The sequence below is a fragment of the Kribbella sp. NPDC056345 genome (assembly GCF_042262745.1).
Classification (GTDB): Bacteria; Actinomycetota; Actinomycetes; order Propionibacteriales; family Kribbellaceae; genus Kribbella.
The window spans coordinates 236,855-263,853 of the sequence record NZ_JBHJQQ010000002.1 but is presented as its reverse complement, the minus strand read 5'-3'; the positions used below and the strand labels follow the sequence as shown (position 1 = coordinate 263,853).

At 67.6% G+C, this 26,999-nt stretch carries 20 protein-coding genes; 14 read left to right on the top strand and 6 right to left on the bottom strand.

The window, feature by feature from the left end; translation table 11 throughout:
• Positions 1 to 30 precede the first annotated feature (30 nt).
• A complete protein-coding gene (locus tag ACFCV3_RS07010; protein WP_376026940.1) occupies positions 31 to 2,670 on the top strand; it encodes a hypothetical protein in 2,640 nt (879 codons plus the stop codon).
• On the opposite strand, the gene ACFCV3_RS07005 is transcribed toward ACFCV3_RS07010, so the two are convergent.
• A complete protein-coding gene (locus tag ACFCV3_RS07005; RefSeq protein WP_376026937.1) occupies positions 2,667 to 4,232 on the bottom strand; it encodes a glycoside hydrolase family 10 protein in 1,566 nt (521 codons plus the stop codon). The genes ACFCV3_RS07010 and ACFCV3_RS07005 overlap by 4 nt on opposite strands.
• An 84-nt stretch (positions 4,233 to 4,316) precedes the next feature.
• Between ACFCV3_RS07005 and ACFCV3_RS07000 the strand changes: the two genes are divergently transcribed.
• From ACFCV3_RS07000 to ACFCV3_RS06990, 3 genes are all read left to right on the top strand, one after another.
• Positions 4,317 to 4,805 (top strand): GNAT family N-acetyltransferase, encoded by a 489-nt coding sequence (locus ACFCV3_RS07000; RefSeq protein ID WP_376026935.1) that lies wholly within the window; start codon positions 4,317 to 4,319, stop codon positions 4,803 to 4,805.
• Positions 4,802 to 5,854: a pseudaminic acid synthase gene (gene pseI / locus ACFCV3_RS06995; protein WP_376026933.1), complete on the top strand. Its 1,053-nt coding sequence runs from the start codon at positions 4,802 to 4,804 to the stop codon at positions 5,852 to 5,854. Before ACFCV3_RS07000 ends, pseI begins: the two co-directional genes overlap by 4 nt.
• 98 nt (positions 5,855 to 5,952) lie before the next feature.
• Entirely contained in the window at positions 5,953 to 7,344 is a 1,392-nt protein-coding gene (locus ACFCV3_RS06990) for a class I SAM-dependent methyltransferase (protein ID WP_376026931.1), read from the top strand.
• Here ACFCV3_RS06990 and ACFCV3_RS06985 read toward each other — a convergent pair whose 3' ends face one another.
• From ACFCV3_RS06985 to ACFCV3_RS06970, 4 genes are read right to left on the bottom strand one after another with little or no spacing between them, the layout of a single operon-like run.
• On the bottom strand, positions 7,345 to 9,183 hold the full coding sequence (locus tag ACFCV3_RS06985; protein WP_376026928.1) for a hypothetical protein: 1,839 nt from the start codon (positions 9,181 to 9,183) through the stop codon (positions 7,345 to 7,347). It lies immediately after the preceding gene.
• Positions 9,176 to 9,997 carry a hypothetical protein gene (locus ACFCV3_RS06980; RefSeq protein ID WP_376026926.1) on the bottom strand — a complete coding sequence of 274 codons (822 nt, stop codon included), beginning with the start codon at positions 9,995 to 9,997 and terminating at the stop codon, positions 9,176 to 9,178. Before ACFCV3_RS06980 ends, ACFCV3_RS06985 begins: the two co-directional genes overlap by 8 nt.
• Positions 9,998 to 12,292: a glycosyltransferase gene (locus tag ACFCV3_RS06975; protein ID WP_376026924.1), complete on the bottom strand. Its 2,295-nt coding sequence runs from the start codon at positions 12,290 to 12,292 to the stop codon at positions 9,998 to 10,000. It abuts the gene before it with no gap.
• 47 nt (positions 12,293 to 12,339) lie between these two features.
• On the bottom strand, positions 12,340 to 13,092 hold the full coding sequence (locus ACFCV3_RS06970) for an N-acetyltransferase (RefSeq protein WP_376026923.1): 753 nt from the start codon (positions 13,090 to 13,092) through the stop codon (positions 12,340 to 12,342).
• Positions 13,093 to 13,134: 42 nt separating this feature from the next.
• Between ACFCV3_RS06970 and ACFCV3_RS06965 the strand changes: the two genes are divergently transcribed.
• Entirely contained in the window at positions 13,135 to 15,432 is a 2,298-nt protein-coding gene (locus ACFCV3_RS06965) for a hypothetical protein (protein ID WP_376026921.1), read from the top strand.
• A gap of 38 nt (positions 15,433 to 15,470) precedes the next feature.
• Positions 15,471 to 17,657 carry a hypothetical protein gene (locus ACFCV3_RS06960; protein WP_376026919.1) on the top strand — a complete coding sequence of 729 codons (2,187 nt, stop codon included), beginning with the start codon at positions 15,471 to 15,473 and terminating at the stop codon, positions 17,655 to 17,657.
• Here ACFCV3_RS06960 and ACFCV3_RS06955 read toward each other — a convergent pair.
• Positions 17,642 to 18,649 (bottom strand): PseG/SpsG family protein, encoded by a 1,008-nt coding sequence (locus tag ACFCV3_RS06955; RefSeq protein WP_376026917.1) that lies wholly within the window; start codon positions 18,647 to 18,649, stop codon positions 17,642 to 17,644. The genes ACFCV3_RS06960 and ACFCV3_RS06955 overlap by 16 nt on opposite strands.
• A 99-nt stretch (positions 18,650 to 18,748) precedes the next feature.
• On the opposite strand from ACFCV3_RS06955, the gene pseB reads away from it, so the two are divergent.
• The 8 genes from pseB (at position 18,749) to ACFCV3_RS06915 (ending at position 26,843) form a co-directional block, all read left to right on the top strand.
• Complete coding sequence (gene pseB, locus ACFCV3_RS06950; RefSeq protein WP_376026914.1) at positions 18,749 to 19,732, top strand: UDP-N-acetylglucosamine 4,6-dehydratase (inverting); 984 nt, start codon at positions 18,749 to 18,751, stop codon at positions 19,730 to 19,732.
• The gene (locus ACFCV3_RS06945) at positions 19,732 to 20,856 is read left to right on the top strand and encodes a DegT/DnrJ/EryC1/StrS family aminotransferase (protein ID WP_376026912.1); all 1,125 of its coding nucleotides are present in this window, start codon (positions 19,732 to 19,734) and stop codon (positions 20,854 to 20,856) included. Before pseB ends, ACFCV3_RS06945 begins: the two co-directional genes overlap by 1 nt.
• A gap of 10 nt (positions 20,857 to 20,866) precedes the next feature.
• A complete protein-coding gene (locus ACFCV3_RS06940) occupies positions 20,867 to 22,399 on the top strand; it encodes a hypothetical protein (RefSeq protein ID WP_376026909.1) in 1,533 nt (510 codons plus the stop codon).
• A complete protein-coding gene (locus ACFCV3_RS06935; RefSeq protein WP_376026906.1) occupies positions 22,399 to 23,214 on the top strand; it encodes a hypothetical protein in 816 nt (271 codons plus the stop codon). Before ACFCV3_RS06940 ends, ACFCV3_RS06935 begins: the two co-directional genes overlap by 1 nt.
• Positions 23,202 to 23,939, top strand: coding sequence for a cytidylyltransferase domain-containing protein (locus ACFCV3_RS06930; RefSeq protein WP_376026905.1), 738 nt, complete (start codon positions 23,202 to 23,204; stop codon positions 23,937 to 23,939). The genes ACFCV3_RS06935 and ACFCV3_RS06930 overlap by 13 nt, the downstream gene beginning before the upstream one ends.
• A 38-nt stretch (positions 23,940 to 23,977) precedes the next feature.
• Positions 23,978 to 24,793: a class I SAM-dependent methyltransferase gene (locus ACFCV3_RS06925; RefSeq protein WP_376026903.1), complete on the top strand. Its 816-nt coding sequence runs from the start codon at positions 23,978 to 23,980 to the stop codon at positions 24,791 to 24,793.
• Between the two features lie 65 nt (positions 24,794 to 24,858).
• Positions 24,859 to 25,200: a DUF485 domain-containing protein gene (locus ACFCV3_RS06920; protein ID WP_376026900.1), complete on the top strand. Its 342-nt coding sequence runs from the start codon at positions 24,859 to 24,861 to the stop codon at positions 25,198 to 25,200.
• A gap of 11 nt (positions 25,201 to 25,211) precedes the next feature.
• Complete coding sequence (locus tag ACFCV3_RS06915) at positions 25,212 to 26,843, top strand: cation acetate symporter (RefSeq protein ID WP_376028690.1); 1,632 nt, start codon at positions 25,212 to 25,214, stop codon at positions 26,841 to 26,843.
• The last annotated feature ends 156 nt before the right edge of the window (positions 26,844 to 26,999 follow it).

The window sequence follows — 26,999 nt, the reverse complement described above, 5'->3', positions numbered from 1 at the left end:
GCGGTCCGATGACATGCCTAGACTCTCCGGGTGACCGCAGCTGGCGAGGGGGACCCGAAGACCGCACCCGAGGCGGTCACGCAGGAACTGCCGGCTGTTCCGGCTGCCCCGGAGGGCAAGGCGGATGCCGAAAAGGGCAAGCCCGAGGGCAAACCGGCTGCGGATGCCGCCGAGAAGCCGGCCGGGGCTGCGACTCCTCCTGCCGCTCCTTCCCCGAAGAAGCGGTTCTGGCGGCGGCGGGGTGAGCGGCGTCGTGGTGGGCGCGGGATGGGTGTTGCTGGGCTGGCGAGTCTGCCGGTGCTGCCGTTGGCGTGGTTCGTGGGGTTGCAGGAGCATCCGGTGTGGATGCCGATCGCGTACCTGGCGTACTTCCTCGTGGTGATCGCCATCCCGGGGACCATGTTCTGGCGGCGGCTGACCGGCGGGACCGGGTGGTTCGCCGTGGACGCTGTCCTGGGGACCGCGTTCGGGCTTGCGGTCGAGGCACTGGTGTACCCGATCGGAATGCTGTTCAGCATGCCGTTTGCGGCGTTGCTGATGCCCGCACTGGCAATCGGCATCTTCCGTGCGCTCCCCCGCACCCCACGAGCCCAGCGACCGACACCATGGTGGGCGACTGCGGGTGTGATGGTCGCAGTCGGTGCAGCAGGCGCGTGGTTCGTCCGGACGGGCTCACAGCTCATCCCACTGCACGGACCAGCCGCCCTCCGGCCGAACTCCGACGCGCCCCGTAACCTCGCCATCGCTGGTGAGCTGACCCACCACTTCCCCCCAAGACTCCCGTACGCCGATGGCCGGTGGCTGACCGGCCACTGGGCGGCGTACGACCACATCGCGTCATCGCACTGGATCACGACCATTCCACTCGACGTACTGACGCATCGGATGGTCCCGTTCGCGTGGATCCTCCTGACGGTTGTCGGCGCGGCCGCTGTCGGCATGGTGCTGACCGGTCGCGCAGTCGCCGCACCGATCGCGGCCGGACTGACAGTGGCAGCTGGCGAACTCACCTCTTGGCCGTGGGCAGTCTCGGACCGAGTCTTCTCGGACGGGCCGTTCGCACTCGGTCAGCTGACCAATCCGCCGCAGGCGTTCTCGACTGTGCTGCTGCTACCGCTCATCGCAGTCACCGCCCTACTGCTGCGCCGCCAGCCCGGACGCGCGCCTCGTGCACACGTCTTCCGGTTGCTGGTCGTGGCCGCCGTACTGATCGCTGCGCTTGCTCTCACCAAGGCGACCACACTGCCCGTGTACGGCGCCGGTCTGGCCGCCGCCTGGGTCTACCTGACTGTCCGCAGGGGTCGACTCAACCTACGCGGACTGCTGCTCGGTCTGGGTGTCGCTGCGGCCTACGTGCTCACCTTCTTCGTCGTACTGCGTGGCACCGAGTCCAGCGTCCTCTTCGACCCGGGCCGCACGTTCGACTGGCTGGCTGACCGGATGGGTGGAGGCAGTGCGGTTGCGGTGATTGCGGCAGTGGTCGTCCTCGGCTGGGTGATGCCTGCCGTCGGCGCTCTGTTGATCAGGAGCCGCGTACGCCGCGACCCACTACCGGTGTTCCTGATAGTCGGTCTACTCGCCGCAGTGGCCGCCGCGTCCCTCCTGTACGACGAGGGCGGCGCACAGCTCTTCTTCGTCCGCACCGGCTTCCTGTACGGCGTTTTGCTGGCCACGTGGGGCCTTAGTTCGTTGGAGCGCAAGCAGTACTGGATTGCCGCGGTCGCACTGCTCATCGGGGCAGCGGCGATCTACTGGGGCCGCTATCGCTCCCCTGACTCCTGCACTTCGACCAACTGCTTCGGCCAGGGACTGGCAGTCGCACTGGTGATCGCAGCACTCGGCATCGGACTCTTCGGGCTGATTCTGCGCGGCTCCCGCCGTACCTGGGCTGTCATCGCGGTCGCCGTCCTGCTGGGGACCACGGTGTCCCCGACCTTGGTGTCGGTGCGCGAGTTCGCCACCCCGTCACTGACGGAGTACGAGTCGATCGCACCGGGCGGCATCGAGGCGGCCCGTTTCATTCGCCGCAACTCCGGCTCCAACGACCGGATCGCCACCAACGTGCACTGCCACAAACCCAGCACCACGCGCTGCCTGGCCGGCTCCTACTGGATCGCCGGTTACGCCGAACGCCGCGTCCTGGTCCAGGGCTGGGCCTACCGCACCCGCGTTGACGACACCTACCCCGGCAAGCCGCAGAGCGACTACTGGGACCAGGAGAAGCTCCGCCTCAACGACGAGGTCTTCACCAACCCCACCCGCGAGCTCCTCGAGACACTGCGCACCAAGTACGGCGTCCAGTGGCTCCTGCTCGACGACCGCGTCACCCAGCCCCCGAAGAATCTCGACCGCCTCACCGACCTCCGCTTCGAACTGGGCAACGTCCGCGTCTACCAGCTCTACCCGCCGCCCCCAGCCAACAGCCCGTTCCCGACTCCCACGCCGACTCCGTCGTTCCCGACCGGGACTCCGGGATTCCCTAGCGGCACACCGGGCTTCCCCAGCCCGACACCGACCTTCCCGACGTTCCCGAGTCTGCAGCCGAGCGGCACGCTCCCGACACAGCAGCCCAGCAGCCCCTTCACTCCGAGCCAGCCCATCCCGAGTGGGACGCTGCCGACCGGCAACGCCTCCACTCCGAACTTCACGCCTAGCTCACCTGGCGTCTAGCGCAGGCTGATGGTGGGGATGGCGATGCTCTGGTTCGACAGGCGGTCCAGAGCGGTGACTGTGTAGAGGTAGCGCGTGCCTGGGGTTGCTGTGGTGTCCAGGAAGGACTGCGAGCGGGTGGTGGTCAGCAGGTTGCGGGCGTCGTTGTCGGGGCAGTGGTCCCCGGCCAGGAGCTCGCGACGATAGACGGCGTACGACGTGCTGTCGGGTGAGGTGGGGCGCCACTTCAGCTGGACGCCCGCGGTGGTGCGGGTCGCGTGGACTGCGTGGGGCGGGAGTGGGGCGCGCGAGTCCAGCGCGGGCATGGCGGGGATGAGTGCTGGGCGCGTGTACCAGGTGTTGTTGAGGAGAGTGGTCGCGCCGAGGCGGTCCGCGCGGACGTCCTTGGCGGAGAAGAAGATGTTGCCCTTGACCTCGGGGATCGTGCTGACGAAGGTCATGTGGTCGCTGAGCTCCGCCGGGTCTGCCCAGTCCGGTGACTGCGTCGACGTACCGACCTTGTAGGTCGCTTCGCCGATGTAGAGGTGCACGTCGGTGCCGCGGACCTGCTCGGCCCACCAGGGGACGATCTTGTTGTAGTCCGCCGGTGCGAAGCCGCCGGCCCAGTAGACCTGCGGAACGATGTAGTCGATCCACTCCTCACGCACCCAGCGACGGGTGTCCGCGGCCAGGTCGTCGTACGTCTGCACGCCCGCAGTGGTGTCGGTGCCTTCCGGGTCGGTCGCCTTGTTGCGCCAGACGGCGAAGGGCGAGATGCCGAACTTCACCCACGGCTTCTCAGCCTTGATGCGCCCCTGGATCTCCTGGATCAGCAGATTGATGTTGTTGCGACGCCACTCGGCCAGGGTCGGGATGCCACCGCCGTACTGCACGTACGTCGCCGCGTCGTCGAAGACCTGACCAGCCACCGGGTACGGGTAGAAGTAGTCGTCGAAGTGGACACCGTCGATGTCGTAGTTCGACACCGCGTCCATGATCGCGTCCTCGACCAGCTTGCGTGCTGCTGGGATGCCGGGGTTGTAGTAGAGCTTCCCGCCGTACGTGACGACCCATTCCGGGTGCTGACGCGCCGGGTGGGTCGGGAGCAGGGCGTTGATGTCCGTGCCCATCGACAGCCGGTACGGGTTGAACCAGGCGTGCAGCTCGAGGTTGCGCTTGTGCGCCTCAGCCACCGCGAACTTCAGCGGGTCGTAGCCGGGGTCACCACCCTGGGCGCCGGTCAGGTACCGCGACCAGGGCTCCACCTTGGACGGCCAGAACGCGTCAGCGGTCGGCCGCACCTGCAGTACGACGGCGTTGTGCTTCTGGCGGACCGCATCGTCCAGCCAGCCGGTCAGCTCGGCCTGTTGCTGTGCTGCGGTCAGACCGGTCTTCGACGGCCAGTCGATGTTCACCACCGACGAGATCCAGGTTGCGCGGAACTGCCGCAGCGGTGTGGTCGAGCTGGGCGCACAGCGAGCGTCGTCGGACGGCGCCGGCGCGGCGGACGCCGTACTGACTACTCCGCCCAGTAACAGACCTGCGGTGGCACCGAGTACGCCCATGGCACGCCAGACTCTCATGTCACTCTCCGACAATCGCAACAGATGAAGTGGAAAGATGTTTACACATCGGGACGCTGGTGAGAAGACGCTAGGTTAGGGGTCATGTTGCGGGCCGCCACTGACGACGATGTCGACACTATCCGGCGGTTGCGGAACCAGCAGGCCAATCGGGACGTGAGCATCACCTCGCACGAGATCGGTGCGGCCGAGCACGCGGCGTGGTGGGCCAAGGCCTCGGTGGATCCGGCGCGGCGAGTGCTGATCTATGTCCGGGACGGCAGCACCGCCGGGGTGGTCAACTTCTTCGACCTCCACGGCACGACCGGATCATGGGGATTCTTCCTCGATGCGGACGGGCTGGCCGAGCGCGGCGAGACGCTGCCGGCCTGGATCGAGGTGATGCGCGAGGCGACGACGTACGCGTTCGACGAGCTCGGGCTCGACCTGCTGACCGGCGAAGTGCTCGAACACAACACCGTCGTCCGGCAGATGAACCGGCGGTTCCGGTTCGTCGAGGGGGCGGCCGAGCAGCGGGGCGCGGTGACTGTCATCCCGATCAGTCTGCGGCGCGAGGACCGGAGGAAGAAGTGAAGGACACCATCTCGATCGGTGGAGTGCCGGTTGGGCCCGAGCATCAGCCGTTCGTCATCGCGGAGATGTCGGGGAACCACAACGGCGATCTCGAGCGGGCCAAGGACATCGTCCGGGCAGTCGCCGAGTCCGGCGCGCAGGCGTTGAAGCTGCAGACCTACACCGCCGACACGATGACCCTCGACGTCGATCTGCCCGCCTTCCGGCTGCCGGTCGAGCACGAACTGTGGAGCGAGGCGCGGCTCTACGACCTCTACGAAGAGGCGCACACCCCGTGGGCCTGGCACGAACCGATCTTCGAGCTGGCCACGTCGCTCGGGCTGGTCGCGTTCTCGTCCGCCTTCGACCCGACGGCGATCGACTTCCTCGAGAAGCTGAACGTTCCGGCGTACAAGGTCGCGTCGAACGAGATCGGCGACCTGCCGCTCGTCCAGGGCATGGCCGAGACCGGCAAGCCGATCATCATCTCCACCGGCTCCGCCACCCTCACCGACATCGACGCCGCCGTCCGCGCCGCGCGGGCCACCGGCAACGAACAGATCATCGTCCTGTCCTGTACGGCGAGCTATCCGGCACCGCCCGAGCAGTCCAATCTGCGCGCCATCCCGGTCCTGCGCGACGCCCTCGACGTCCAGGTCGGTCTCTCCGACCACACCATGGGCATCGGCGCCGCCATCGCCGCCGTCGCCCTCGGCGCCACCGTCATCGAGAAGCACGTCACCCTCAAACGCGAGGACGGCGGTGTCGACTCGGCCTTTTCCTTGCAGCCCGAGGAGCTCGAAGCACTCGTCGAGAACACCCGAGTCGCCCAGCTGGCCCTCGGCCGCCCGGTCATCGGCCCCAAGGAAGCCGAGCAGAACGTGCTGCGCTTCCGCCGTTCCCTCTATGTCACCCAAGACGTCTCCGCCGGCGCCCCGGTCACCGGTGAAAACGTGCGCTCCATCCGCCCCGCCGGAGGCCTCGCCCCACACCTCTTCCCCGAGGTTGAAGGCCGCCCGTTCCGCGTCGATGCGAAGGCCGGTACGCCGCTCACCTGGGATCTGCTGTGACCGAGTACTTGTTGTTTCCGGGGCGGCATCATGTTCTGACTCGGTTTCAGGGGGAGTTTCTGCGGGAGGCGGCGCGGGGGCGGACGGTGGTTTGGGCGGTGACGTCGGCCAATCACCGGACTACCAAGCGGAATCCGGTGGGGTTCGATCGGCGGGAGGCGGCGATCGAGCGGTTCAGCGTGCTGGAGGGGATTCGGTCGTTGGTGGTCGGGGTGGTGGATACGCCGCCGACGGATGAGTTTGCCGAGGTGACCGTGAAGGCTATTGAGGCCGGGACGGATGATCTCGTGCGATTGACGCCGGAGAACACGGTGGTGGCTTGTTCCACGCCTGAGGTGAGCAAGTTGTACGAACTGCTCGGGTTCGAGGTGGTCGGGGTTGAGCCCGAGGGGGTGGTGCGGCCTTGGGACGTACTGCTGATGGTTGCTGCAGGCAATGATGAATGGCGCACGGTGGCGCATCCGGCGACGGTGGATGTGTTCGAGCGGTATGCGCTGGATGCGCATGTGCAGCGGTGTGTGAACGATCCGGTGGTGGGCGACGACGGTGGGCTCACCACGACGCGGGATTACAAGACGTACGCCGATGCGTTCGAGACTGCGGCGGATCGGAAATGGCAGCAGATCAAGGAATTCGTCCGGCCGGGGCGGATTCTGGATATCGGGTGTGCGACCGGGGCGACGTTGCAGTTGGTGGATGCGGATCCGCGATTTCATGAGTCGGATCTGATCGGGGTCGAGGTCGCGCGGCATTTGTACGCCGAATGCGAGCACAAGAAGGAACAAGGGCTCTTCCGGAATCCCAATGTGTACTTCTACCAACGGAACATGCTGGGCTCGGCGGTCTTCCCCGTACGGTCGATCGACACGACGCTGACGCTCGCGTTGACCCACGAGATCTGGTCGTACGCCGACGGGTCGCGGACCGAGACCGTGCAGCGGTTCGCGGATGCGTTGTACGCGCACACCGCGCCGGACGGTGTCTGGATCAACTCCGATGTCTGCGGACCGGCCGAGCCCGACCGTTCCGTCGTACTGGAGCTGGACGACAGCGACGGGCTCAACCCTTCCGAGCCGGTGGAACTCGAGTCGCTCGACGAACCGGCGGCGTACGTCGGTCAGCTGTCGACGCGGGCGCGCTTCTTCCAGTTCGCGCAGGACTTCCGGCGGAATGCGAAGGTGCGGTTCGAGTACGCCGTACGGGGTGATCGGCTGGTACTGCGGTTGGCCGACGCGATGGACTTCCTGACGCGCAAGGACTATGTGGACAACTGGTTGAGCGAAACGCACGAGCAGTTCTGCGGGCTCGACTTCGCTGGGTGGTCAGCGGTGGCGGAGCGCGCCGGATTCCACCTCGACCCGTCGTCGAAGGCGTGGCGCAACGACTGGGTCATCGACAACCGCATCGACCCAGTCGCCTCGATCACCAGCCCCGCGGGCGAACCGATCGACTGGCCTGACACCCACCAGCTCCTCATCGCCCGCCGCTGATCAGCGGGGTGGGCGGAGTTTGTTGAGGTGTTTGTGGAGGGTTCGTTTGGCCTTGCTTGCCAGTTTGCGGGGGTTGCGGATCTGGGCGGCGCGGGCGACGGTGCGGGCCAGGGCGTAGGAGCGGGAGCGGTGGAGTTTGTTGCGGTCCGCGGTGGCCTTCTGGACCTGGGTGCGGAGTTCGCGGATGCGGTTCTCGCGGGTTTTGAGGGCCTTGTTGCGGAAGCCGAGGGTGCGTTCGAGGCCGAAGACGTGACCTTGGAGTTCGTGGAGTTCGAGGCGGGCGCGGTCGGCGTCGGCGAGGGCCGTGCGGAGGTCGGGCTGGGTGTGCTCGCGCGGGTCCAGTACGGCGGACAGCGCGGCGGCCAACTGCTTGCCCCAGGCAATTTGTTCGGCGACGGCGGATTCGACGTGCGGGGCGGTTGCCGGGGTCGGGTCGACCGGGGGTACGCCGGACATCGACAGCCAGGTCGAGACCAGGTCGTCGCCGACCATCCACGGCGGCCAGGGGTGGCGGCGGTGGGCGTCGACCAGGCGCTTGTGGAAGCGTAGCCAGGCGGCTGCGAGCAGGTCGTGCTTGTCGACGCGCTCGGGGGCGACCCAGCCGGAGATCCCGAACGCGAAGGTGTCCCCGTCGACGACGATGTCGTCCCAGCGCAGCAGCACCCGCGAGCTCGTCGCCCACTCCCCCAGCGCCGCAGCAACCTTCCGGAACCCCGGCACATCCTCAGCCGCAGCCAACCGGAACAACACAGTTTCCACCGTCTCACCGCCGGGGATCTCCGTCGGCACGACCATCGGGTCGAAGAGCAGCTGCGAGTCCTCCGCCGGCCTGGCGAGGCCTACGGCCTCTTGGAAGGAACTGGCGGATGCGACTGCTCTTCCGGGGGAGGCGGTGAGAGAGGGTGCGTCCATCGGCCCGCTACCGGGGGCTGGGGTGAGAGTGGTGGTCCAGCCGGTGGGGGTGGGGGTGGCTTTGAGGGTGGTGGGGCCGGATTGGGTGTAGAGGGTGTGGGGGGTGGGGGTGTTGCAGATGGCTAGCCAGGTGGTGGGGATGGCGGGTAGGAGGCCGGCTCGGGCTGCGGACTCGACTGGCTCGGTGGGTGAGGTTAGGAGGGGGGTGTCTACGGACTCGAGGGCCTCGACGGCTAGGCGGGTGGGGAGGTGGCCGGGGCGGGCGGTGGCGGCGGCTTCTACGGATACGAGGGTGTGGGAGGAGAAGTCGGCGTACAGCTGGGCCGGCCAGGGGAGGGCGGCTTGGAACTGGTCGACTGAGACTGGGCGGGTCGGGTCGTCGTGGAGGGGGACCCATTCGTCGTCGCCGTGGCGGAGGTGGGGTGGGCGGCGGTCCAGGAGGTTCAGGAGGGCGAACTCGTTGTGTAGGCCGAGTACGACGACGGCGTCCGGTGCGGTGAGGGCTTGTAGCGCGGCGAGGCGCTCGGTCCAGGTCAGGTGCTCGCTGTCGTAGCCGAGGACGCGGTCCAGGCCGTCTGCCGCGATGACTACCTCGAAAGGCGCCACGCCGTCTGTCGCCACCTCGAACAGAGTGGGCTGCACAGCAGCGGCAGTCCGCAGGCCGTCCAGTGCACCGGCGACCACGTGCAGGCAGGGGCCGAAGGTTTCGGTCAGTTGCTCGGCGTCGGAGACGGAGCGGACCAGGATGGTGACGTCGGCCGAGTGTGCGAGCACGGACTCGATCAGGAGCGGGGAGTGCGGCCCGAGAATCAGCGTCCGGCGGTTGGCCGGGATCACGTCGGTCAGGAGCGCAGCGAGCACCGGCTGACGCGTCGTGTGATCGGTCCAGGGCTGCATCTCACCACGGACCACCAGAACCTCAGACACGCTCTCTCCAATCGAACAGCATCCGCAGTTCCGCGGCCGGCATCATCCAGTCCTTGCCGAGCTCCAGGTCCGTGGTCGCTCGCGCCGCCTCCAGGTCGATCGACGGACCGACCATCTCCGGCCACAGTCGCTCGATCCGGCTCTGCCCACCGAACAGGGGGTTCTCACCGTCCATCTCCATCGGGTCGCCGTACACGGCTGGTTCGCAGCCGGCGGCGACGCCGTAGAAGATGGCGGTGGAGAGCCGGTTGGCCGCAACCCGCTTGTGTTTGCGCAGCTCGGCCAGTTGCTTGTAGAGAAACTGCTTGTCGGTCCCCTCGTAGGAGAACCCACGCCGTCCGAACGACACCACCCGGAAGCCGGCGTCCTCGTAGTACTGGCGTACTTCGGGCCGCTCGTACTCCGTGTAGTACAGGCTGAACGTCACCGGACCGGGCTCGGTCTCGCGGATCTCGTCGATCAGCCGTTGGTGGTCGCCGTGGATCTTGCCGCCCTCCCAGCCATGGAAGAGGAACCACAGCGTGCCCTCACGCTCTTCCTCAACAGGAGGGGGCACCAGATCGAGCAAGTACAGGAACGGCGCACCGATGCTGTGGTAGTTCCGCCGCCCGAGCGCGTGGCCGCGCCGCCGTGGCGCATCGCTCCAGGTGAACCGCCAGGCGCCGTCGAAGAACTCGTGCACCGGATTCCAGCCGCAGCCGATGTTCCAGCCGTGCTGCAGGTATCCACGCAGCCGCGGCGGCTGGTCGTACTCCAGGCCGGCATAGCGCGCCAGAATGTGCGCCTGCCCGTAGTAGTGGTTGTGGTGGTGCATTCAGCGCACCTCCACGTGCAGAGTGCCTGCATGCGGCCGTACGGCGAGCGAGTGCGTGCCACTGCGGACCACCAGCGGCAGCCGGCTGCACAGGAAGGGCTCGCACTGTACGGCGTGGGCCGAGCCGTCCTGCGCGACCGCGAACAGGATCCAGTCGGCCAGCGAGGCAGTCGGGTCCACCGACACGCGTCGCTCAACCGTCGGGTCGACAACAGGCACCAGCGCATCCAGCTCGACCACAGCGGACCAGCCGTCGTCCGAGAAGCTCCGCCGCGCCAGCACTTCCACGTAGTCGTCGGTCCCCGGCAGGAAGCGCCGCCACGCGAACGACACCTCACCCCAGTCCGGTCCACGGGCGACCAACATGTTGCCCGCAGCAACTACAGCTGTTGCGGCGAACCGGATCGGCGACTCGTGCAGGTTGACGTAGCCGCCGGTGGAGCGGGTTATCGTGACCACCCGGCCGCGCTCGGCGTGCGACATCGCGCGGTCGCCGGCCGTCCACAGCAGCAGCTTCTCCTCACCGGCCGGACCGCGGAGCCGGAAGGCCCGCGTGGTCCGCTGGCTGAACGGGTCGTCCGGATTGGTCTCCGCGAGGATCGGTCCGATCGGCAGCCACGCGGTGAAGTCGCGCCCGTCCACCTTGATCGGCACCTGCTCCTCACCACCCGACACCGGCCGCGTGACGAACAACGAAGGCTCATCGAACGACGACCGCCCGTGCAGCACGAGCGCGTCCGGCGTGTGCTCGATCGACGTCAACCGGCAGGGATCGGACAGCCGCCGTACGGCGAAGCACCCGTCCTTGCCTGGACCAGGCTGAACCCAACTGGTCGGGGAGATCCACGCACCGGGCGGCCAGCCCGGACTGCCCGCAGCCTGGCCGCGGAGCCGGTCCCGGCGCCGCAACCGCCCCAACTTCAGCTGTACGTCGAAATGCGCCGGACCGGCCGTGCACCGGGCCAGGAGCTCCTCATCGAGCACCACCTCGAATCCGACGCGACTGGTGTCCCCGTGCAGGTCAGTGGCGTCGTACCGGCGGACGTGCAGCGGATACGGCAGTCCGGCGATCACCAGGTCGATGCGGAGGCTGGACGACTCACAGATCGCCAGATGCTTGATCTCGGCGGTGCCCTTGACGGACAGCTTGCCGTCGACCCAACTGACCTCGCGGACGCTTGTCGCCAGCGTCAGGTCCTGCTCAGCCACCCGGTACAGCTCCGGCGACACGGCGCCGTCGTACAGGCCCGGGTAGTTGTAGACGTACTGCTTGCGCTTCCGCGGGCGCGGGAGGACGCGGGCACCGCCGCGCAGTCCGCCCTCCTCACGGAAGATCGCGAGCCGCCGCAGCAGGTCGACGTCTCCCGCGCGCAGTGCAGCGTGCTGGATCCGGTCGTAGCGGTGTGCACGCTCCAACGCAGCCGGGTCCAGCCGGTCGAGCAGACTGCCGGCCAGGTCGACCAGCGCCTGCTCCTCACCATCCGGGACCGCACCGAACGCCATCATCAGCGTCAGGAGGTCGATCTGGGTGAAGTGTGCGTGCAGTTTGCTCCGGATCGCCGGCAGCGCGTTGTCGGCCAGGTCCATCACCAGTCCGGCCGAGGTGACTCGGTCCTGGAGGTTGCCCAGCTGGAACTTCTGCTGGGTGATCGACTCGCCGGACTCCCGCTCGCGCCAGTAGTAGACCGGTGCGGCGACGGTGTCGACGGTGACGGCGTCCAGGTGCGCCTGCAGGGTGACCGGGTAGTCCTCGTACCGGATGGCGGGGAACTCGTAGCCGTGCTCGTCCCAGAAGGACCGCCGGTAGACCTTGTTCCAGACCATCCGGTCCAGGACCAGGTCGGGCACCTCGGAGACGTGGGTGGCGAACCGGTCCCGCATGAACGGCTGCCGGTGCAGCCAGGACGGCCGGACGCCGGAGCTGTTGTTGAACCGCCGCGCGTTACCGCCGGCGAAGTCGGAGCCGGTCCGGTCGAGCGCGCGGACGAGCTTCTGGAAGCCGTGCCGGGTGACCAGGTCGTCGCTGTCGACGAAGGTCAGGTACTCACCCTGCGCATGCCGGACGCCGGTGTTCCGCGCCGGTCCGAGACCGGCGTTGTCCTGCTGCACGATCCGGAACCGGGAGTCCCGGGTGCAGAAGTCCTTCGCGATCACCGCACTGTCGTCGGGAGACCCGTCGTCGACCAGGATCGCCTCGAAATCGGTCCAGGTCTGCCGGGCGATCGAGTCCAGACAGTCGCCGATGTACTCCCCGACGTTGTAGAAGGGCACCACCACGCTCAGCCGAGGCGACACTCCGGCGGTACTCCCCTCGTGCGGGAGGTGCGCCCAGGCCGCGCACCTTACGTAGCGGCAACGAGGTGAACGGTGAGGAGGTTATGCACCGGTTCGAAGCCGTAACGCGCCCAGATGCGCTGGATTCCGGTCTGGTGCGCTTGGGTGGAGACCACCAGGCGGCGTGTGGTGGCCGCATCCTCGATGGCTGACAGCAGGTGCGCGTACCGGCCGCGGCCCTGCTCAGCCGGTACGACGCCGGCCAGCTGGATCTCGGTCCAGGAGCGCTGCTCGTCGATGGAGGCCAGCGCGAGCACCCGCCGGTCCGGACCGCGGAGGACGACCGCACCGGCCTCCCGGATCCGCCGCCGGGCCCACTCCTGCCGCCCGGCCAGTGCGACGGCCCGGTCGAACATCGGGTTCGCGCAGTAGTGGTTCCCGGAGTCACCGAAGATGTCGGCGACCACGTCATCGACCAGTACGTCGTCCGCCGCCGGCTCGAGTTTGGCCGTGAAACCGGCCAGTGGTGCCGGCCGTCGGCCCTTGCCGGCCGGGAGCGACCAGTACACGACGGTGTCGGCCAGGAGCGCGTTCCGCGGCCCGCCGGACAGTGCGGCGAACCAGGTGGTCTCCCGCGCCGGATACCGCAGTACGACGACGTCGGCCGTCGACCGTTCCACCGCAGCAAGCACCTCGGCGAGTGGCGTCCCGGCCGAGGCAGACACCGACATGCGGTCGATCGAAACACCGAACCGCTTGGCCGCGTCCACCGATGGGCGGATGCTCAGCTCACCGGACTCGAGCGCTTCGTACCAACTCATAGGAGTTGGCAGCTTAGCGAATGAGTGCCTAGGGTGGCGCGGGTGCCGACCCTCACAGTGGGCACGTCGGCACGTCCGACCGCCCGCCCCAGTCGGCGGACCGCCGTGAACCAACTCGCAAAAGCATCAGCCGGTGCTGCTCTGGCCGTGCTGGTGATCTGGCTGATGGCCGGAGCCACCTCCGCCGACAGCGTCTTCGCCCTAGTGCGTTTCTGGCTGCTCGGGATCACCCTGCCCGGTGTTGTGCTGTGGCGGCTCGGGAGTCCGTTCCGGCACAACCTGGTCGAGGACCTCGCGGCCGGCTCGCTGGTCGGTGTCTCCGCGCTGCTGCTCATCTACATGGGTGTCTCACCACTCGGTCTGCAGCGGTGGGCCTGGCTGTGGGCACTCCCGGTCGTGGTGGCCGCATTCGCCGTACCGGGTTGGCGCCGTCGGGTGCTGAGTCGGGTCGAGCGCCCGGTGAGCCCGCTGACTGCCTGGTTGCTCGCCACTGCCTGCGCTCTGCCGGTGTACGCGATCGCACGGCCGCGGAACGTCGCACCAGCGCCGTACACGGATCCGGCGTACAACAACCCGGACATGGCGTACCAGCAGGCTCTGGCGGCCAGTGCGAAGTACGACTTCCCGCTGCAGGCGTCGTACGTGCACGGCGAGCAGATGGACTACCACTACTTCTTCCACCAGTTCACTGCGGCCGTGAACTGGGCTACCGGGGTCGACCTGACCGATCTGATCTACACGATCGGCTGGATCCCCCTGACGCTCGCCGCCTGCGCACTGGTGTTCGTACTGACCGACCGCTTCGCACCGGGCTCTCGCTGGGCCGGTCCGCTCGCCGTCGCGGTCGCCGCGATCGGTGGCACCGTGAACGTGTACCCCGGCTTCACGCTGCCGCAGGAGAGTCTGACCGCCTATCTCTGGGGCAGTCCGACGCAGAACCTCGGCAGTGGGCTGACCGTGCTGCTGGCAATCGTGATCGTCGACATTCTGCGCGGCCGCAACAGCCGCAGTACCTGGCTGATCGGTCTGCTCGTCGCGGCGGCCGCCTCCGGCTCCAAGGCAACGATCCTGCCGCTGGTCCTCTGCGGTCTCGGGCTGGTCGTGGCCGTCCGCCTCTGCCAGCGCCGAATCGCTCGGCGCGCGGTGGTGATGGCGGTAGCGGTGACCAGCGTAATCCTGACCGCGATCGTGGTGGTCTTCGGTAACCACTCGACCGGACTGTCGCTCCGGCCGTGGATCACTTTCGCCAAGATCGGTGTCTACCCGTTCATCGCTTGGCAGCGCGAGTGGGATACCGGCGACTACGACCACAGCTCGATGTGGATCAGTGCGATCGTCACCTGCCTGGCCTGGCTGCTCGGTACCGCCGGACTGGTCGTTCTGGCCGGTACGGCGAAGCGCTGGATGCGTGACGCCGGGATGATCTTCCTGATCGGGGTGTCGGTCGCGGGCTTCTGCGGAATGGCTCTGACCGACCAGTCCGGTTCCAGCCAGATGTACTTTCACCGGACCGCCGTACCGATCATCGCCGTACTGGCTGCGCTCGGTGCGCACATGCTGGTGTTCACCATCCGCAGAGCGAGGTGGCTCGTACTCGGGTCAGTCCTGGGTGGCATGGCGGCGACTGTGGTCGCACGTCGGATTATCCGGGCACTGCCGAGTGACGCCGTGCTGTTCCGTCGGGAGGACGGCACACTGACCGGACTGGTCCTGCCATGGGTCCTGACGATCGGACTGCTCGCACTGGTCGGTGTCATCGCGGCACTCTGGTTGCGGACCGGTCGCGTCGTACTGGCCTCCTTCGTGCTGGCAGCTATGGGTGCAGGTCTTTACTTACCACTGCGCGCGCTGCCGAGCATGGATGAGCCAAAGCCGACGGCAGCAGTTGCCGAGGACACGCTGTTGGGACCGTCGGCCACCCAGCTGGCCGCAGCGCGGTGGTTGCGCGACCACACGACCCCCGACGAATTGATTGCCACCAACGCCCATTGCGCACGCAAGAGCGCGCTGGGCTGTGACGCCCGGCACTTCTGGATCGCCGGACTCAGCGAACGGCACGTCCTGATCGAGGGCTGGGCCTACACGAACACGATCAACGACCAGGTCGTCACCACTGCCCTGAACCCGAACATCCTCCCGTTCTGGGACCAGGACAAGCTCGCCGAGAACGACCGCGTCTTCGTCGCGCCGACGCGTGACAACCTGCAGGAGGTGCGCACCAAGTACGGCGTCCGCTGGCTGTACGCCGACCCCGCGCAGACCGCTGTGTCGCCGGAACTGGAGGCGCTGGCAACGGTCCGGTTCCGGGCTCCGGATGCTGTCGTCTACGAACTCGGGTAACCCTGTGTAAACGCTGCAATTCACTCTAGGGTGTGCCCATGCGCGCACGGGCACGGCGGCGGGGGCCGCGAACGGCGGGGCCGTCCCTGACGGGATTGCTGGCAGGTGTTGCTGTCGGCATCCTCGGGATCGGGTTGTTGCTGCAGCACTCCACTTTCTTCGAGGTCGGCCGGTTCGTGCTGTTCACCTCGCTCGGCGTCGCCCTGCCCGGCTTCGCGCTGTGGCGGCTGATCGGCAACTACAGCCGCAACCTGGTCGAGGACCTGGCCGGCGGCTTCGCAGTCGGCACTGCAGGACAGATCGTGGTCTATCTGGCCGCTGCGTCGATCGGGCTGCAGGCGTGGTCCTGGGTGTGGGGTCCGGTCGTGCTCGTGCTGTCCTTCCTGGACAGCGACGTCCGGGCGCGGGTCTGGCGACGGGTGGCGCAACCACTCCGGCCGTTGCAGGCGTGGCTGTTCGCCCTGTCGACCACCGTCGTCGTTCTGATCGTCTACCGGCGCGGTCCGGGTCAGTTCCTGCCTGCCTACACCGATCCGCTCCGCTCGTACCCCGATCTGGCCTTCCAGCAGGCAGTGGCCGCCAGCGCGAAGTACGACGTACCGGTCTCGACGCTGTGGCTCGGTGGCGAGCCGATGAAGTACCACTCCTTCTACCACCAGTCGACGGCTGCTACTGCGTGGGCGACGCGGATCGACCTGACCGACCTCATCCACTCCCTGACCTGGCTGCCGTTGTTCCTGGCCGGGTGCGGGCTGGTCTTCGCGCTGACCAGCCGGTTCGCGCCGACGGCCGAGACCGGTGCCACGTGGGCCGGGCCGCTCGCCGTACTGATCGCGGGACTGGGCGGTGCGATGCAGCCGCTCGCGCATGCTGGTTTTGGTGGCGTGTCCACGGCTGTGGCGGCGTACCTGAGTCCTACGCAGAACCTGGGCGTCATGATCGCTCTCGCGCTCTGTGTGGTGGCCGTCGATCTGCTGCGGGCTGAGCCGCCGCGGAGCCGGTGGGTGCTGCTGGTGTTGCTCGCATTGGTTGCTTCGGGCTCGAAGTCGACGATCCTGCCGCTGGCAGGCCTGGGGTTCGCCTTCGCGTTCGTGCAGGCAGGCATGGCGCGGAAGAGCAATCGGACCGCGCTGCTCGGTGGTCTGCTGTGTTTCGTCGTGTTCATCGCTGCAGTGCTGACCATCTTCGGCGGGACCACCTGGGGCACGGAGATCAAACCGTTCAAGGTCTTCAGCCAGTTGTCGTCCTCACCGCTCGCGACACTGCTGAGCTGGGGGCTCGCGGTCTGCGGGATGTGGTTCCTCGGGCGGAAATGGCGTGACGTCGGGACGGCGTTCCTGATGGGATTCGCGGTGGCCGGACTGATCGGCACGCTGCTGACTGCGCAGTCCGGGATCAGCCAGCTGTACTTCCTCCGTACGGCGTTTCCGGCGATCGCGGTGCTCGCCTGTGTCGGACTGGCCAATCTGGTGGGCCAGCTGGGTGACCGGCGCGGTGTGGTGCTGGTGGGGATCGCCGGGGCACTCAGCTTGGCCGGGCTCGCGGTTGCCCGTTCCGAAGCCGCCGGTCTGGCCGGCGTCAAGGGTCCGTGGCTGTGGATGCTGGCTGTGCTTCTGATCGTCGGAGTGGTCGTCGGGCTTGGCTGGAAGGTGTTCCGCCGACCGGGGAACGTTGGAGTCGCGATGGTGGCCGCCGCGGTGGCTGCGTGCATGATCGGTGCAGTGCTTGTGCCACTGCAGGCGTTTGTGTCGGACAGCGCGTCGAACCTGGTCTACGCCAAGGTCTCCCGTGGTGGCGCGACCGCGGCCGAGGCAGGAGCTGCACGCTGGTTGCGGCGGAACACTCAGCCAGGCGAGCTGATCGCGACCAACGCGCACTGCATCATCCAGCGCGAGAACGTGTGCGACAGCCGGCACTTCTGGCTCGCCGCACTGTCCGAGCGACCGGTGCTGGTCGAGGGCTGGTCCTATTCGAACCAGGCCAACCGGATCGCTCTCGAGACCAACTCGAACCCGAGCCTGATCCCGTACTGGGACAGCAGCAAGCTGGCCACCAACGACACCGCCTTCAAGTCACCGTCGGCCGACGTCATCCAGCGACTGCGGAACGCCGGGGTGCGCTACCTGTTCGCCGACCGCCGGGCCGGAGCGGTGTCACCGAAGCTCGCGGAGTTCGTCAGCATCCGGCACGCGACCCTCGACGTGACGATCTACGAGATCAAGTGAAGCAGTGCGTCAGCCACGCGGACGCGCCCCTGACCGTCGACCATCCGCCACCCCGCGGCCGCAAGGCGCGCTCGCTCGGCCGAGTCGGTCAGCAACCGCTTCAGCACGGCAGCCGCGGCAGTCGGATCCGCCTGCAGGTCTGAGAGCACTCCGACACCAGCCGCCGTACCGGTGGCAATCGCTCGCTCGTAGCCCATTACCTGGTTGTCCACGACGCACACCAACCCCGCGGTCGCGCCAAGGCACAACAGCTCCCAGGTCGACGTACCGGACGCACTGATGGTCACATCCGCCTCCCGCACCGCTTTGGCGAGCTGATCGGTCGGACCGATCACCATCACCTGCTCTGACACCGCAGCAACCTGTGCGGCCAACTCAGGAGTCGGAGCAACCACAGTGGCCTCGAACGGCACACCGGTCGCGACCAGTGCTCGTGTCACCGCCGGCCCGGCACCAAAAGCATCCGTCCCACCGAAAAACGCAAACACCTTCGGTACGGCGACCTCCCGCGGCGCAGGTGGTTCGGACGGCCGCAGCGCGCGGATCTCATCCCGGATCAGCACGTAGTCGAGTCCCGCGAGCCGCACGGTCCCGGGCGGCAGGACGGGGTGGTCCAGCTCGGCTGCCAGGTTCTGATCGACCAGAACATCGGCCTCGGCGCCCCGGAAGTCCCCGTCCACAATCGCGAGTGTCGGCAACCCACTGGAACGGACCGCCGAATAGACAGCCCCGTCGAGGTCGTACGAGTCGAACACGACGGCGTCGTACCGGGTGAGCAGGGTGACGTGGTCAGCCGGTGTCCAGACGGCAGGGAGCATGGTGATGCCGCGGGCGGCGAGCTGGGTTGCTGCCCAGGGGACGGTGTGGGCGTCGCAGATGAAGTCGACGGTGAGCCCGCGGCGCTGTAGCTCTTCGGCGAGGGCGAGGCAGCGCATCACATGCCCGATCCCCCGTGTCGGCCCGACATCACACCGCACACCGACTTGTCTCACGCACAGACCGTATCCAAGTGGATTGAAAGGGTTCCTAACCGGGCAGCTATTGTTTCGGAGCGGCAACCGCTACCGTCCGTCAGAAGGAGCCTGCTCGACGTGTCCATCCTCACCGGCTCCGACATTCTTGTCACCGGCGGCACCGGGTCGTTCGGCCGGGCGTTCGTGCGGCACGCGCTGGAGCGGCTCAATCCGCGCCGGATCATCGTTTTCAGTCGCGACGAGCTGAAGCAGTGGGAGGTCCGCCAGCTGTTCGGGGACGACTCGCGGCTGCGGTTCTTCCTCGGTGATGTTCGCGACCGGGCCCGGCTGCTGCGGGCCATGCACCGGGTGGACTACGTGGTGCACGCGGCGGCGCTGAAGCAGGTCGACAGTGGTGAGTACAACCCGTGGGAGTTCGTCCAGACGAACGTGATCGGCTCACAGAACGTGATCGAGGCGTCGATCGACTCCGGGGTCAAGCGGGTGGTTGCCCTGTCGACCGACAAGGCGTCCAGCCCGATTAATCTGTACGGCGCGACCAAGCTGACCGCGGACAAGTTGTTCATCAACGGCAACCACTATGCGGCGGCGTACGACACCAGGTTCGCCGTGGTGCGGTACGGGAACGTGATGGGCAGCCGCGGGTCGATCATCCCGAAGTTCCGGGCGCTGCACGCGGCTGGGCAGTCGCTGCCGATCACCGATCTGCGCTGCACGCGGTTCCTGATCACGCTGCCGCAGGCGGTCGAGTTCGTGGTCGACTCGTTCGAGCTGATGACCGGTGGTGAGCTGTACGTGCCGCGGATCCCGTCGATGAAGGTGACCGACCTGGCCGAGGCGATCGCGCCCGGCGCGGCCATGCACGACGTCGGGCTGCGCCCCGGCGAGAAGCTGCACGAGGAGATGATCAGCCCCGAGGAGGGCCGGCGGGTGCTCGCGATCGGCAACCGCTTCGTCCTGCAGCCCGACCTGGCGACCTGGGGCTACATTCCGCCGGAGGGCGGCGTACAGCTCGACGAGGGTTTCCATTACTCGTCGAACACCAACGACCAGTGGTACACGATCGAGGAGATTCAGAAGATCCTCGAGGTGGATCACTAGTGCTTCCGTACGGTCGGCAGTCGATCTCTGCTGCGGATATCGCGGCAGTGACGGCTGTGCTGCAGGGGGATTGGCTCACGACCGGGCCGGCGGTCGCTGCGTTCGAGGAGGCGGTCTCGCGGCTGTCGGGTGGGCATCGAGCGGTCAGCTGTACGTCGGGGACCGCGGCACTGCACATCGCGTACGCCGCGCTCGGAGTCGGGCCTGGTGATGAGGTCGTGACGACTCCGATGACGTTCGTCGCGACTGCGTCCTGCGCGGCCCTTCTGGGTGCTCGGATTGTTTTCGCCGACGTGGATCCGGACACCGCGCTGATTGATCCGGCAGCAGTTGAGGCGGTGGTGACCGAGCGGACCAAGGTGATCGCGGCGGTCGACTACGCCGGGCAGGCTGCGGATTATGCGGCGCTGCAGCCGCTGGCCGACGCGGTGGGCGCGCGGACGGTAGCGGACGCGGCGCACTCGATCGGCGGGAGCGCCGGCGGGCGGCCGGTCGGGGATCTCGCTGACGTGACGACGATGTCGTTCTTCCCGACCAAGAATCTGACCACCGGTGAGGGTGGTGCGGTGGTCTGCAAGGACCCGGCGGTGGGGCAGCGGGCGCACGAGTTCCACTTCATCGGGCTCGTGCGGGACCCGTCGCGGTTCGAGATCGTGGACGAAGGGCCGTGGCACCAGGAGGTGCACGAGTACGGCGTGAACTACCGGCTGACCGATCTCGGCGCGGCGCTGGGGCTCTCTCAGCTCTCGCGGCTGAGCGCGTTCAAGACTCGACGGGCGGAGATCACTGCGCGCTACAACGAGGCGCTCGGTGGGGTGGACGGACTGCGTACGCCGGTGCAGCGGGCGGGGGTCGATCCCGCGTGGCATCTCTATCCGGTGCGGGTGCTCGACGGGCGCCGGCGGGAGATCTTCGAGGGAATGCGGGCCGCCGGCATCGGTGTCCAGGTGAACTACATCCCCGTCTACTGGCATCCTGTCTTCGCACGGCAGGGATACTCCCGCGGCCTGTGCCCGAACGCGGAGGCCTTCTACGCCGAGGAGCTCTCCCTCCCGCTCTACCCGGACCTCACCGACAACGACGTCGACCGGGTGATCGAGACCCTCACAGGACTGGTTGGCTAACGTGACTGAAGTGACCCGATCGAATCTGGTCGGTGGAGAGATGCTCAACTGGTCGGATCTCCATCCGGCCGACAGCCGTCCCGCTGTCTCCGGACCAGCCGCCGCAGCCGTACTCGCCGCCGCTCTCAAGCCCGGCGACACCGTGCTGATCGCCGGCCCCCACAGCCACAGCCTGTACGCCGACGTCGCGGCGCAGGCCGAGTCGATCGACATCCTGGTCCGCTCGGCACCGGATGCCGAGGAGCTCGCCGAGACGCTCACCCACGCCAAGACCCAGGTCTACTGCGGTTCGCTGGACCGCTTCGAGACAGACGAGGCATACGACCTGATCGTCGCGCTGGACGGGTTGGAGCGGTTGGTCGGCCCAGACACTTCCTCGCTGCCGTGGTCGGACGCGCTGGCCAAGCTGACAACCCGCCTGGCACCCGACGGACGGTTGTTGCTCGGCGCAACAAATAGCTTCAGCGTCAACCGAATGATCCAGCCGGACATCACCGCCGCCCTCCCAAGAGACGAGGACTGGGGGCGCGCGGTAGGCGACACCGCACCCGCCGGCCTCGCACCCCTCGAAGCCGCGCTGCGCGCGGCCGGGGTGGAGGTGGAGAAAGGGCGGAGCGAGCGGGAGGTGGAGTCGCCCCCGAGCGGCGCGAGTGTGAGCGGCGCGGAGGTGAGTGGCGCCAGCGCGGGGGTGAGTGGCGCGGGTGCGAGGGGCGCAGAGGTGGGCGCGGGCGCGAGGGGCGGGGGTTTGAGTGGGCTCCGGGTGGGCGACCTTCCCGCTCGTATCTACGGTTTGTATCCGTCACTGGGTGAGGCCGAAGTTCTGGTGGGCGACAGCCGGCAGTTGACGGCGGCGGGTGCTGCTCGGGTTGTTGCTGGGCGCAACTGTGGGCCTACGTTGATGGATCCGTATCGGGTGGTGATGGATGCGGGGCGGGCTGGTTTGCTGGTGGAGTTGGCGCCGGCTTGGTACGTGGTGGTTGGGGTTGAGTTGCCGGTTGAGTCCGCCGAGGGTGAGTTGGTGGAGGAGCGGTTGCTCGCGGCGTTGCGGGTGGACGATCAGTTGGCGTTGCGGCGGGAGGTTGTGGCGTACGTCGACTGGTTGCGGACGGCAACCACGACGGGCGCTCCGGATCACGTGATTGTGGAGGGGGCGTCGTACCGGCTGTTCCACGAAGGGGCTGACGGGACGGTTGAGGAGCATCTGGCGCGGTTTGCTCGGCGGGCGCTGGAAGGTGGCTCTAGGCAACCTTGGCCTGCTGGAGGTAGCGCGCAGGATCTGACTGCTCGGCTGGCTTCGATGGTTGGGATCACGCTGGCACCGGACACCAGTCCGGAGCTGATCAGGCCGCTCGGGAGTGCTGAGCAGCTCGCCACGGTTGCGCGGCTGGCGGATGAGTTGGCGCATGCGAGCGCGCGGGCGGTGTTGTTCGAGGGGACTGTGAGTGGGATCCGGCGGTCGGTGCCGTATCGGCTCGGGCACGCGATGCTGAATCCGGCGCGGGTGGTCCGGCGCCGGTTGAAGCGCGTGCTGCGGAGGCGCTGATGCATCACGCGAACCACTTCTACGGGCACGCCGACGTGATGGCGTCGTACGCCGGTCTCCGCAAGCCGCCGCGGATCTGGGGCTACCTGCAGCACGGGTGGAACATCCTGGACGGCTTCGCCCATGGCACGAACTTCGCGCCGGGGATGCCGAAGTATGTCTGGACCGACAGCGTGCGCAGGCGGGGTCAGTCGATGGGACTGCGCAACTACTCGGTGATCGGTTCGGTCTGGCTGTATCTGCTGAAGAACCACCCGAAGCTGGCAACACAGGACAAGAAGGCCAAGGGCACGCTCTTCTACCCGTTCCACGGCTGGGAAGGCCAGAACGTACTCGGCGACCACGGCCGGATCGTTGCCTCGATCAACGAGCACGAGACCGGCCCGGTGACCGTCTGCCTGTACTGGAACGAGTACCAGCAGCCCGCCATCCGCAAGGTGTACGCCGACGCCGGCTTCCGCGTCATCACCCATGGCTACCGCGGTCTGCACTGGCGCAAGACCGACGCCGACTTCCTGGTCAAACAACTGCGCGAGCTCCGCAACCACACCCGCGTCGCCTCCAACCGGCTCAGCTCCGCCGTCCTGTACGGCGCCTCGATCGGCCTGCAGCCCGGTGTGTACGGCGACCCGATGGTCCTGGAGAACGAGCACCCGTCCTTCGGCGGGCAGGCCCGGATCAAACGCCTCTGGCCCGAACTCGACCAGCCGTTCGTCCCGGCGGCGGTCGCCAAGGAGTTCACCGACACCGAACTGGGCGTCGACCACGTCGTCTGCCCAGCGGAGATCCGGGAGCTGTTCCGATGGAACGACTGAAGGTCGGCATCGTCACCCAGGTCCGCGTGACGAGTTCACGACTACCGGCCAAGGTGCTGCTCACCGCAGGCGGGCAGTCCTTCCTCGAACACCACCTGGACCGGCTGCGGCAGACCGGTCTCCCGGTGATCGTGGCCACCACCACGAACTACCACGACGACGTCATCCTCGAGGTTGCCAAGCACGCGGGCGTCCCGGTCTACCGGGGCTCGGAGGACGACGTACTGAGCCGGTTCGCCGGCGCCGCCCGCGCGCACGAGCTGGACGGCCTGGTCCGGGTCACGTCGGATTGCCCCCTGATCGACCCGGAGATCATCTCCGCCGCCGTCGACCGCTGGCGGTCCGAGAAGGACCTCGACCTCTACATCTCGAACTGCCTGGAGCGCACCTACCCGCGCGGCATGGACTACGAGGTCTTCTCCGCGAAACGCCTGTACGACGCGGAGGCCCACGCGACGCTGTCCGCGGACCGCGAGCACGTCACCCCGTACCTGCACCAGAACCGGTCCGGCGAGATGCGCCTGCTGAACCTCCCGTGGGCCGGCGGCGGAGCGTCGTACCGGCTCTGCCTGGACACTCCGGACGACTGGAAGTTGCTCGACGCCCTCTTCGAGGAACACGGCGCGACCAGCCTGAACTGTGCCGAACTGGTCGAGATTCTGGACACGCACCCCGAACTGGCCACGCTCAACGCCCACATCGAGCAGAAGAAGCTCGGCGAGTAGCGACACGCATTCGGGCGGCTACGGCATGATTTACCGTGATGAGCACCGATGATCCAGCACCCGGCCCCTCCGACGCGGCACGCGCCACGTCGTTCGGGGCCGTCGCGGCCGCGTACGACGCGGGCCGGCCGACCTTCCCGGTCGACGCGCTGACCTGGATCCTCGGTCCGGGGCGCGGGCTGCAGGTGCTCGACCTGGGCGCCGGTACCGGCAAGCTGGCCGCGGTCGCGGCGTCGCTCGGGCACGATGTGGTGGCCGTCGACCCCTCCGAGGAGATGCTGTCGGTCTGCCGGAAGCGGCCCGGGATCGACACCATGGTCGGCGCGGCCGAGTCCATCCCGCTCGCGCACGCCTCGGTGGACGCGGTCATCGTCGGGCAGGCGTTCCACTGGTTCGACCACGCCCGGGCGCTGCCCGAGATCGCCCGGATCCTGCGCCCGAACGGCGTACTGGGCCTGCTCTGGAACAACGCCGACGTCGTGGTGCCATGGGTGCGCCGGATGATGCAGGCGATCCAGGGCCCCGACAGCCACGGCACCGACAAGTTCGACCCGGTGCCGACGCTGCTCCAGTCGGACATGTTCGACGGGGTGGAAACCGCCCGGTTCCGGCACTGGCAGGATCTGGATCGGCACAACCTGAAGCAGCTTGCGGAGTCGCACTCCCGGATCGCGATGCTGACCGGCTCCCGCCGCGAGACGGTGCTGGAGCAGGTCGACGCGATCTACGACGCCAGCGCGCGTCCGCCCGAGCCGCTCCGGATGCCGTACTTCACCGAGTGCTACCGGACCCGGCCGAGCGACCTGGCGAACTACCGCCGCACCCTCGACGCGCCGGTCGCGCCGCGTCTGTAGAAACATTTTGATTGCGGACACGCCCGATAAGTCACAAAACACCTACTTACGGCTAACGTGCACGCATGGACGAGGATGTCGTGCGCGAGCGGGATGCCCGCGCCTACGAGGCCGTGCACGACGCGGCCGACTTCACCGAGCTGAAACGACGGTACAAGAACTTCGTGGTGCCGTGGACGATCGCCTTCATGGCGTGGTACCTGGCCTACGTGGCCTGTAACAACTGGGCCCGCGACTTCATGAAGACGCAGGTGGTCGGCCACATCAACGTCGCACTGGTCTTCGGCCTGCTGCAGTTCGTGTCGACCTTCGTGATCGCCGCCCTCTACGGGCGGTTCGCGAACCGCAAGCTCGATCCGCTGGCCGCCGGCCTGAACGCCAAGTACAAGAGGGAGCGCCGCCGGTGAACTTCGTACCGATGCTGATTCCTCTCGCCGACGGTGAGCCCGGCAACCGCGTGCTCACCATCTCGCTGTTCTCGGCGGTTGTTGCCGTGACGCTGTACATCACCTGGTGGGCGTCCCGGCAGAACAAGACCGCCGCCGACTACTACGCCGGTGGCCGCAACTTCAGCGGCGCCCAGAACGGCCTCGCCGTCGCCGGTGACTACATGTCAGCGGCATCCTTCCTCGGTATCTCCGGCTCGATCGCCCTCTACGGGTACGACGGCTTCCTCTACTCGATCGGGTTCCTGGTGGCCTGGCTGGTGGCGCTGCTGCTGGTCGCCGAGCTGCTGCGGAACTCCGGCCGGTTCACGATGGCCGACCAGCTGGCCTTCCGGATGAAGCAGAAGCCGGTCCGGACCGCGGCCGCCACCTCCACGATCGTGGTCTCGATCTTCTACCTGCTGGCCCAGATGGTCGGCGCCGGTTCGCTGGTCGGGCTGCTGCTCGGGGTGAAGAGCGAGGGCGTGAAGGCCGGCGTGATCGTCCTGGTCGGCGCACTGATGATCATCTACGTGACGATCGGCGGGATGAAGGGCACCACCTGGGTGCAGATCGTGAAGGCCGTGCTGCTGATGACCGGCACCGTGCTGATCACCTTCCTGGTGATGCTCAAGTTCGACTTCAACCTGTCCAAGCTCCTGGGCGCGGCAGCGGCGAACTCGGGTAAGGGCGAAGCGTTCCTGCAGCCGGGGCTGCTCTACGGCAAGGACCTGGTCGGGCAGATCGACTTCTTGTCGCTCGGTCTCGCCCTGGTCCTCGGTACGGCGGGGCTCCCGCACATCCTGATCCGCTTCTACACCGTGCCGGACTCGCGCTCCGCGCGTCGGTCGGTGCAGTGGGCGATCGGCCTGATCGGCGCCTTCTACCTGATGACGCTGGCCCTCGGCTTCGGCGCCGCGGCGCTGCTGAACACCGCCAAGGGTTCGCCGGTCGAGGCCTCCAAGGGGAACATCGCCTCGCCGAGCCTGGCCGAGGTGGTCGGCGGTGGTGCCGGTTCGGTCGGCGGCTCTATCCTGCTGGCCCTGATCGCGGCGGTCGCCTTCGCCACGATCCTGGCCGTGGTCGCGGGGCTGACGCTGACCTCGGCGTCCTCGTTCGCCCACGACCTGTACGCCAACGTGATCGCGAAGACGAAGCCGTCGGAGAAGAGCGAGCTGCGGGTCGCGCGGTTCGCGGCGATCGGGATCGGTGCGGTCGCGATCGCACTGGCGATCCCGGCGCAGAAGCTGAACATCGCGTTCCTGGTGGCACTGGCCTTCGCGGTGGCCGCCTCGGCGAACCTGCCGTCATTGCTGTTCAACCTGTTCTGGAAGCGGTTCAACACGTCCGGCGCGGTCTGGAGCATCTACGGCGGCCTCATCTCCGCGGTCGTCCTGGTGGCCTTCTCACCGGTGGTGTCGGGGAAGCCGACGTCGATGTTCACCGGCGCGGACTTCGCCTGGTTCCCGCTGTCGAACCCGGGCATCGTGTCGATCCCGCTCGGCTTCCTGTGCGGTGTGCTCGGCACCTACCTCGGCAAGGACCGGTCCTCCGAGGCCCGCTACACCGAGCTCTCCGTCCGCGCGCTCACCGGCGCCGGCGCGGAAGGTGCCACCAAGCACTGATCTCACTCTCAGAGGGCCGGTCCGCATTCGCGGGCCGGCCCTTTTGGGTTTTTCTCGAACCGTTGACGCTCTCGTAGCGCTGCCGTAACAATGAGCCAGCGCTACGCAAGAAGTTGGCAAACCTACGAAAGTTCCGAACTCTCGCGTGGTCGCTGC

Bases quoted from the DNA above. Each gene is read 5' to 3' on its own strand.
- ACFCV3_RS07005 (WP_376026937.1), bottom strand. From the start codon at position 4,232: ATGAGAGTCTGGCGTGCCATGGGCGTACTCGGTGCCACCGCAGGTCTG.
- ACFCV3_RS07000 (WP_376026935.1), top strand. From the start codon at position 4,317: ATGTTGCGGGCCGCCACTGACGACGATGTCGACACTATCCGGCGGTTG.
- ACFCV3_RS06980 (WP_376026926.1), bottom strand. From the start codon at position 9,997: ATGCACCACCACAACCACTACTACGGGCAGGCGCACATTCTGGCGCGC.
- ACFCV3_RS06970 (WP_376026923.1), bottom strand. From the start codon at position 13,092: ATGAGTTGGTACGAAGCGCTCGAGTCCGGTGAGCTGAGCATCCGCCCA.
- ACFCV3_RS06960 (WP_376026919.1), top strand. From the start codon at position 15,471: ATGCGCGCACGGGCACGGCGGCGGGGGCCGCGAACGGCGGGGCCGTCC.
- ACFCV3_RS06935 (WP_376026906.1), top strand. From the start codon at position 22,399: ATGCATCACGCGAACCACTTCTACGGGCACGCCGACGTGATGGCGTCG.
- ACFCV3_RS06930 (WP_376026905.1), top strand. From the start codon at position 23,202: ATGGAACGACTGAAGGTCGGCATCGTCACCCAGGTCCGCGTGACGAGT.
- ACFCV3_RS06925 (WP_376026903.1), top strand. From the start codon at position 23,978: ATGAGCACCGATGATCCAGCACCCGGCCCCTCCGACGCGGCACGCGCC.
- ACFCV3_RS06920 (WP_376026900.1), top strand. From the start codon at position 24,859: ATGGACGAGGATGTCGTGCGCGAGCGGGATGCCCGCGCCTACGAGGCC.
- ACFCV3_RS06915 (WP_376028690.1), top strand. From the start codon at position 25,212: ATGCTGATTCCTCTCGCCGACGGTGAGCCCGGCAACCGCGTGCTCACC.